Genomic DNA, 7,877 nt, shown 5'->3' on the forward strand with positions numbered 1-7,877 from the left:
GGGAAAAGGCGCCCCCCAGGGGCGCGGACACGGCAAAGGGCGGCACGACCGCCCAATGCCGTGTTGTGGGCTTATGCCCACGCTATGTACGACTCATAAATTCGCCGCTACATAGCGTGAGCATTGGCCTGTAGCGATTTCACGCACATTTTTACAAACGTATGCCTTACGCACACATTTTCGCGTTATGCTGACGTGGCAAATGAGACCGTCACACTCCAACGTGACCCTGATACACCGGATACAGGTAACCGATCCGAGGCCAGCCCAATCAGGCAGCGCACTGAACCTCAACAGCGAAATTGAGAGACCCCCAGGGTTCTGACGGGAACAGCTAAATCCCAGTGTCTTACCCGCACACCATCGGGTTACGTGAAATGAGGCGAGATCGGTCCGAGCCCTCCACACGCAAACAGGAGAACAGGGGCGAATCGGCAGGGAAACCCGCCGCAGCTTTCGAGTCATCGAGGCTGAACGTTCTTACAATCTTGTGTGGAGAACCGATGACTTTTGACCCCCACGCCGAGCTGGCCACCTTGCGCCAGCACACCGCCCTGATCCGCAAGCCCCGCTATGCCCGCTCCCGCCTCGATCGCCACCGCGCCGAATTGCTCGCCCTGCGCCATGCCGGCGCGACCGTGGCCGAACTGCAGCGCTGGTTGCGCGCCCACCGGATCAACGTGGTGCACAGCACCGTGGCCCGCTGGCTGACCCGACAGGCCGGCCACTGATGGCCACCTTCCGCGCACCGGCGGCCCAGGCCGCCTACATCATGAAAGCCCTGCAGGGCCATCACCTGCGCTCCGTAGGCACCGTGCGCAACTACGAGCAGGGGTTGACCAGGGTAGCCGAGTGGACGCAGCGAGAACGCCTCCCAGGCGGTCTACGTGCGATGACCCCCGAGCTGGCTATCCGCTACCTGGAGCAGCGCGGGCAGGAGGTCGGCCAGAAGGCTCTGGACATGGAGCGTCAGGCCATGCAGGCGATGATGCAGCATGTCACCGGCCAACTTGCGCACGGTGCACGGATACCGGTCATCAAAAGCGAGCAGGCCCAGGTACTGACGGCACGCGCCTACACAGCCCCCCAGGTGGCGCTGATCGCCGCCGCCCAGACGCCCCGCCACGGACTGGCAACCGAACTGGCCTATGCCGCTGGCTTGCGGGCTCACGAGCTGCTGACCCTGCGCCGAGGCGAGGAGCGGGCCGCCGATCCCCGCCCCGCGCTCGCCAGCAAATGGCAGGGCCGTAACGGGGTCATTTACACCGTCCACGGCAAGGGCGGGCTGGTGCGCGAGGTGCTGCTACCCCACGCCCTGGCCGAGCGGCTGGAAGCCGTGCGCCTCGATGCCCCCCTGGCGATCACCGATCGCGGGATCCACTACCAGTCCCACTACGACATCGGCGGCGGCCAACGCTGGAGCAACAGCGTCTCCGCCGCCAGCGAGCGGGCGCTGGGCTGGTCTACCGGTGCCCACGGCCTGCGCCATAGCTACGCCCAGGAACGCATGGCCGAACTGCAGGCCAGCTTGAGCAGAGACGCCGCGCTGACCACCGTCAGCCAGGAGATGGGCCACTTTCGGCCCGAGATCACGGAGACCTACCTACGATGAGACTGTTTTTGCTGGCAGTCAGCCTGGCGGCATTGGTGGCGCTGTGGTGGTTCCTCGATGACCTGCTGGCCATGCGGGCATGGGTCGTGATGCACCGCGGCGCAGAGCCGGAGATCACCCGCGGCTGGCCGGCCGTGATAGCCGCCTGGCCCGTTGCGCTTGCCGGCGTGCTGCTGGGCGGATCCGGCGTCTTCGCCACGCTGGGCTGGCTGATGGTGCAGGCAGAAGATCACGACCATCAGCGCCACCTCAAGCATCTACAGCAACGCCTCGATGAGGCCGAACAGCAGGCCGCGAACGCAGAGCAGGAGGCCCGCACCGCCTTGCAAACAGAGCGCGATCAGGTGCAGCTGCTGCGGGCGAAAGCCCTGGAGGCGATCAGGCAGGCCGAGGGGCTACGGCAACAGGCCCTCAGTGACCAGGCGACCGCCCGCGAATGGGTGGCCCAGGCAAACACCGAACGAGACAACGCGAACCGGCGAGCGAACAACGCCAGCGCCGCCTTTGCGCGTAAAGCCAAGCAAGCTAAAAGCAGAGCCCTGCAGATAGGTGACAATCAGGACTAGCGACCTGCTACCAAGAGGCATAGAATCAAATTGCGGTTTTGATTTCTCAGGATGGAGATTTGATGGAAGAGCTGCAAGCTAAATGGACGTTTGACCAGGGCGGATTGGCCAAAGCGGTGATCGTGCCGACCCCCATGGGCCAAGGCTACCACCTACATCTGGTCAAGTTCGGCCGCAACAGCGAGACCGCCGTGCTGGAGAGGCAGCGAGGAGGCTGGCGGGTGTTCAAGACCATCGATGCGGCTGCCAACACCGCGAACAGCATAGGGTTCAAGCGGATAGAGATAGACCTCAGCAGCCGCTAAAGCACTCTCGGAGATCCCGAAGAAAGAAGAACGCCCCTTGCGGGGCGCTGTTATCTGATAAGGCTTTGTTTGGATCATGATTGCGCGGTGTTGGAGAGATAGCGGCTAACACTTGCCGAACCGATCCCTAAATCCTCGGCAATATCGCGATTGCTGTACCCCAAAGCCTTAAGCCGTTGCACCTCAGGCAGCAGCTCAGAGCGTGTCTTGCCGCTGTTGCTGGGCCTTCCACCGCCCTTGGATACCTTGCCACCAATGCGCCCGCCCTTAGCCCCTCGATGTGCCTGCACCTGGCTAAACCCAGCGGGGGTAAATCGGTTCCATACCCAACGGGCGATGCTCTTGGCCGTGGCCTTGATCTCCGACACGGGAAGCGGGCCGCCCTGCTCCCGTCCAAACGCATTGGCGCTATCACAAGCAGCCCTTACCGCCTCGGCCCAAGCCTCGTACCCGTTAGGTCGCCAGTACGCTCTAACGGCGCTGTAAGCCCATTCACGCACGTTATCGAACACCGTAACGTTACGCCCCAGGCCGCCAACCTCTTTGCGATTGCGACGGTCATAGGCCGCTAAATCCTCATCGGGGCAGAACTCCGCGAGGTAGTCGAGGGAATAAGGCGCATGGTTGTGCCAGACCGTCCACCAATCGCGATGTACGGGATTTTTGGTGATCAGGCCAACATACCCCATATCAGCGTCCAGCTTTTTAGCCAAAACGTGTTCTATGGCCGCCAAATAGCGCAGCGGCTTTAGCCTTGCGGCACTGGTGCGAGCCACGGGCGCGGCTAACAGGTAGCCAAGGTGGTAATTGCCATTCTCGGGATTGATGGCGATCCAATGCGGCGCAGGCAAGCCACGATCTCGCCACTCTTGATACCCCTCTCGCCGTTGCTCATAGGGCTTCCTGTCCACATCAAACACAATGCAGGAGACATGCGGAGGCGGATTGTGCTGGACATGGCGATAGGCCAGCGCGGTCGCCTGCGGGCGGATAAGGAGCCCCTGCGCCGGATCATCAGTGCAGTAGGGACGGTGTGGGAGACGTTCAATAAAAGCAGCAGCGTGAAGCGCTGATTTTACCATCGGACACCGCGCTTATTGGCGGCTCTGGGTTGTTTGATGTGATCCATGTGGTATTCTTGTTCCTGTGATTAAGTCACGGCCCCGAACTCTCTAAGCCATCCGCCAAGATTGAACTTAGAGATTCGGGGTTTGTCTTTTCTGGGCAATACGTTACCGCACTCCCCACCTATCAGCAACGTCACCTATTCGAGCCGCGAACCTGCGTCCAGATATACCTGCTCACGCTCTCGTTTCCCTACCGCGACCACAAACACCACCACCCGATTATCTTGCACCTGGTACACCAACCGGTATCCGGCACCACGCAATTTGACCTTGTAGCAATCCGGCAGCCCATGCAGGCGGTTGGCCTCATTTCTTGGCCGTTCCAGCACCTCTACCAGCTTCTTCTTGAACTGCTGGCGCACGGTATCGCCCAGTTTCTTCCACTCCCGCCAAGCACGGGGATCAAACTCAAGCTCAAAGGTCATCCAGCGACACCTTGATCCCTTTTTGGGGGCTGGCCAACCGCTCCCGAACGAGCGCAAGAAGCGCCTCTTCGTCCTCTGTCACGACGGTAGTCCGAAACGGTAACCGCTCCTGAGCAGCAACGTACTCCAGCGTTTGCCGCAGCAACTCTGAAGGCGTCACCCCCAACCGATCCAGCACCGCATAAGAACGGGCTTTTAGATCATCATCGATGCGCAAATTGATCGTTCCCATCACTGACCTCACCATTTACAACGAACGTAATTACAAATGTAATGCCATTTAACGTTTGTAGCAATGCATCACCGTTGTCGTGGTGCGACATCGAAACCGGCCGCATCGACCTCGAAGCGGCGCACACCGATGTCCTGCAGATAAGCCTGCAGGGTATCGAGCTTGCGAAAGATCCGTAGCTGCTTGCTGCGCTGGGCGGCGAGGGCGCGTTCGGCCAGACCATAGCGCACTAACAGGGACCAGCCGCCGGGTTGGCCGACGGCGACCACGACACGGACGGCACCGGCCGCGACCAGTTGCACCAGGGTGGGATGGGTGATGGTTTCCATGGGTCATTTCCGAAGCAAGGGTTAATGCGGTGCAGGATGAGAGATAGCGTGCCGCAAAACAAGCCATGTTGCGGGCTAACGGGCAGCAAAAAGGGCGTCCGATTTAACGTAACGCCCCCTTATACGCAGTCATTCTGCTCTCTGTGGCAGAATGACTGCTTTATTGGCATCTGGAGGTCTTATGTGGTTCAACAGCAAACTGAAAAAAGAGAATCAACAGCTCAGGGAGGTCTTGCAGCTCAAGGAGCAGCAACATCAGGCCAAGCTAACTGAACTGCTGGCCACTATCGGGGAGTATGAACACATGCAACGTAGCAGCCGGGAACGAAGCGAACTCTTCAATCAGGTGCTCACCTGCCAGAACCAGGGGGGCGAGATGTTGCAGAGTGTGCGGGAGGCGCTAGCGGGCAGCGCCGAGCACCTGATGGCGGAGAATAGAGCTCTTTCTGAGCTGGAACAGCTGTTTGCCCAGACCCGTGATGCCATCATCCGCCTCTCCGGGCGAGCCCATGCCATCACGGATGAAGCAGCCCGTAGCCTGAAGGCCGTCCATCTGCTTGATGTCAGTACATCGGCCATCAATCAGTTCGTAGCTGCTATCCAGGGTATCTCTGATCAGACCAACTTGCTGGCACTTAATGCCGCCATTGAAGCGGCCAGAGCCGGTGAGGCTGGGCGAGGGTTTGCCGTGGTGGCAGATGAGGTGCGACAGCTGGCGAGCAAGGCCCACGAGGCCAGCGGCCAGATTGAAGTGCTGGTCAGGCAGATAGTGGCTCAGGCGAAGGAGATTAAGCTGATCATTGACGATAACCAGGCCAGCGCAGCTGAAGTTGCGACATCCTCCTCACAGATCGAGGTGGTCGTGACCCAGGTGTTGGCGCAATCCGGCCGGATGCAGCAGGTGATACACGGTGCAGCAACTACCTCTTTCCTCAATACCACCAAGCTGGATCACGCTGTTTGGAAGAACACCATCTATCGGCTTATTGATCAGCAGCACTTTCACGAGCCGGTCAGTGACCATCGGCAGTGCAGGCTGGGTAAGTGGTATGTCGAGGGACAAGGAGCCGAGCTATTCTCCCACAAGTCGGCTTTTCGTGAACTGGATGGGCCGCACAAGCAGGTACACGAGAGTGGCAAGGCGGCTCTACACGCGCGTGAACAGGACAATATCAAAGAGATGGTCGAGCAGCTCCAAAGCATGGAAAACGCCAGTATGCAGGTGGTGCACTGCATCGACCGCCTGCTGGGGAGTGTCTAACTAGGCCAAAAATGCGCCAGCGGGGGCAAAGAAAAGCTGCGCATAACGCCTTTTATGTTCAATTGCCGACTTCACATAGCAAAACGGCCACTCCGTCAGGATGTGGCCGCCTGTATCGCGTTTTGCGGGCATTCCGCCCCCTGACCAAGGCGTTCACCGCCTGAAAGTTTGCAACGGATTCTAGGGTGTTTGAGGGGCCTTTTCGGCACGTTCTGGTTTCGGCATGTTTTTGCATCCAGTGGCCCGTTTCTATGTCTTGTCTCGTACATCGAGGCGGACCCGATCAGATGTGGGCGAGTAATAGAGTTTCATACCAGATCTGACGGTAGGCCAACGTTTCATGGTTTTGAACATCCCTCACGGAGGTAATAGTGTCATACCAACTGGCGAGATCTGCCCCCATTGGATCACACCCAAGAACAATAAAGTGTCATACCAATCTGTTTTCTTGTTCCCTGAACCCATTTAACAGAACGTTTCATTATGCGCAGTCAGGCCTGTAGGTAGAACAAAGGGGCCTGAGGCCCTAAGCTGATGATCCTGATTGAATTGGGGTTTACCATGGGTCATACAAACATGACACGGAGACACAAATGAAAGCCCTTTACCTGTTGCTGCCTGTATTGCTAACCGGATGCTCGGTGATGTCCATAACGGAAGAAAGACAAGTCGTATCATCTGGGCACATCGGTTGCTCACCAAAAGAAATCGCAATCTCGGACAACGAAAGCTACACATGGACAGCATCCTGTAAAGGAAAAGTCTTCTACTGCACTGTAGCCCCCAGCGCATCATGTCAGGAACAAGCCAAGTAACTAACGGAGCCGCATGCTATAGGTTTTTCCGCCATAACAGCGCTTACAGATCTCTTGCTCTTGGCCATCAATCTTTCGGTGAAATGTCTTTTGTCTGTGCATCGACAATGGTGCTTTGCAAGAGTAGCAATGCGTAGCATTGGGCATGATAGCCAGCAAATACAGGCATATCGGCAACCCTATTACGCCTAACAGAATGATAAGAACCTGATTATCCATGCCTTTTCCTAAAATGCTCAAGGGGCCAGAGAGCCCCTTGGTTCTTCATGTAATGCCGATAACTGGATTTATCGGCATCAATGGGACTATTTTTTATCGATGTTATTGGGCTTAGAGCCATCAGGATTGGCTCGTGCGTAATCGATTCCACCACGTTCATAATTGTGAAAACCTGGGTGCCTTCCCTGATCGATTTCTCTCGTTAAATCTTCACGAGAGACAACCCCTCGCCCTGGTATCGTGTAAGTTTGGTTTTCACCGTTAGGGCCGTCACCATTACCGCGAATATTTTTAGCCATATGTATCCCCTATCTGAGCAAAACGCTCCGTAAGGATATTAAGGTTATTTGCTTAAAAACCAACCCCTTAATGATAAAGTACCGCCTTTGTAAGAGATAACACCCCTCCCCTGTGGATTGTGTGAGCATAGTTGTCTGGGAATTCCCCCCGTATTACTGGACGGAGAGACTGTCGTTCAATAGAGATTGGTACCGGATCCGACGGTAAGCCAACGGGGCGTGGCTACGGCCTAAGTAAGGATGAATCTTTATTGCTCGGTATGACACTTTGATACTTGGTATGGCACTTTATTACTCGCCAACATCAGATAAGCTGGCTCAATGGGGGGAAGCGGGGCCAGATCCCCCCCATTGCCAATCAAATTTAGCCTTTGACCAATCAAAATTTACTTTTTGATTTCCCGCTGCAGGCTGACCAACAACATTGCACCGTTAGCACAACCCTCGATGCCCTCACCCGATCCCCGCGTGGCACTGACAGCACGCTTTTCGCTGTCAGTGTCGCACGGGGACACCAAGCGCAGCGCGGTAGGCCCATGCCTCCCATGGCCACGGCGGTGAGGGTTCCCCCTCACCGGCTGGGGATGCCCAGCGCCCCGCTTTTCCCCCTGGGAAAAGGCGCCCCCCAGGGGCGCGGACACGGCAAAGGGCGGCACGACCGCCCAATGCCGTGTTGTGGGCTTATGC

10 protein-coding genes are annotated in these 7,877 nt (G+C 57.6%); 5 read left to right on the forward strand and 5 right to left on the reverse strand.

Features of this window, described 5'->3' with window-relative positions; genetic code table 11:
- Positions 1 to 503: 503 nt before the first annotated feature.
- From OKB77_RS23590 to OKB77_RS23605, 4 genes are all read left to right on the forward strand, one after another.
- Positions 504 to 731 (forward strand): hypothetical protein, encoded by a 228-nt coding sequence (locus OKB77_RS23590; protein WP_128318479.1) that lies wholly within the window; start codon positions 504 to 506, stop codon positions 729 to 731.
- Positions 731 to 1,612 carry a tyrosine-type recombinase/integrase gene (locus OKB77_RS23595; protein WP_128318478.1) on the forward strand — a complete coding sequence of 294 codons (882 nt, stop codon included), beginning with the start codon at positions 731 to 733 and terminating at the stop codon, positions 1,610 to 1,612. The genes OKB77_RS23590 and OKB77_RS23595 overlap by 1 nt, the downstream gene beginning before the upstream one ends.
- Positions 1,609 to 2,178 (forward strand): hypothetical protein, encoded by a 570-nt coding sequence (locus tag OKB77_RS23600; RefSeq protein ID WP_128318477.1) that lies wholly within the window; start codon positions 1,609 to 1,611, stop codon positions 2,176 to 2,178. Before OKB77_RS23595 ends, OKB77_RS23600 begins: the two co-directional genes overlap by 4 nt.
- A gap of 62 nt (positions 2,179 to 2,240) precedes the next feature.
- The gene (locus OKB77_RS23605; RefSeq protein WP_128318476.1) at positions 2,241 to 2,483 is read left to right on the forward strand and encodes a plasmid replication protein RepB; all 243 of its coding nucleotides are present in this window, start codon (positions 2,241 to 2,243) and stop codon (positions 2,481 to 2,483) included.
- Between the two features lie 74 nt (positions 2,484 to 2,557).
- Here OKB77_RS23605 and OKB77_RS23610 read toward each other — a convergent pair whose 3' ends face one another.
- The 4 genes from OKB77_RS23610 to OKB77_RS23625 form a co-directional block, all read right to left on the reverse strand.
- Positions 2,558 to 3,565 carry a replication initiation protein gene (locus OKB77_RS23610; protein ID WP_128318475.1) on the reverse strand — a complete coding sequence of 336 codons (1,008 nt, stop codon included), beginning with the start codon at positions 3,563 to 3,565 and terminating at the stop codon, positions 2,558 to 2,560.
- Between the two features lie 182 nt (positions 3,566 to 3,747).
- Entirely contained in the window at positions 3,748 to 4,035 is a 288-nt protein-coding gene (locus OKB77_RS23615) for a type II toxin-antitoxin system RelE family toxin (RefSeq protein ID WP_167568001.1), read from the reverse strand.
- Positions 4,025 to 4,267, reverse strand: a complete 243-nt coding sequence (locus OKB77_RS23620; RefSeq protein ID WP_128318445.1) for a type II toxin-antitoxin system RelB/DinJ family antitoxin — start codon at positions 4,265 to 4,267, stop codon at positions 4,025 to 4,027. Before OKB77_RS23620 ends, OKB77_RS23615 begins: the two co-directional genes overlap by 11 nt.
- A 68-nt stretch (positions 4,268 to 4,335) precedes the next feature.
- Positions 4,336 to 4,596 (reverse strand): hypothetical protein, encoded by a 261-nt coding sequence (locus OKB77_RS23625; RefSeq protein WP_128318444.1) that lies wholly within the window; start codon positions 4,594 to 4,596, stop codon positions 4,336 to 4,338.
- Positions 4,597 to 4,777: 181 nt separating this feature from the next.
- Here OKB77_RS23625 and OKB77_RS23630 point away from each other — a divergent pair, with 181 nt between their 5' ends.
- A complete protein-coding gene (locus OKB77_RS23630; protein WP_270818664.1) occupies positions 4,778 to 5,857 on the forward strand; it encodes a methyl-accepting chemotaxis protein in 1,080 nt (359 codons plus the stop codon).
- A 1,120-nt stretch (positions 5,858 to 6,977) separates the two neighbouring features.
- On the opposite strand, the gene OKB77_RS23635 is transcribed toward OKB77_RS23630, so the two are convergent.
- Positions 6,978 to 7,190 carry a DUF3892 domain-containing protein gene (locus tag OKB77_RS23635; RefSeq protein ID WP_199416990.1) on the reverse strand — a complete coding sequence of 71 codons (213 nt, stop codon included), beginning with the start codon at positions 7,188 to 7,190 and terminating at the stop codon, positions 6,978 to 6,980.
- Positions 7,191 to 7,877 lie beyond the last annotated feature (687 nt).

Source organism: Aeromonas sp. Y318-3 (assembly GCF_027706185.1).
In the GTDB taxonomy this organism is placed as follows: domain Bacteria; phylum Pseudomonadota; class Gammaproteobacteria; order Enterobacterales; family Aeromonadaceae; genus Aeromonas; species Aeromonas veronii.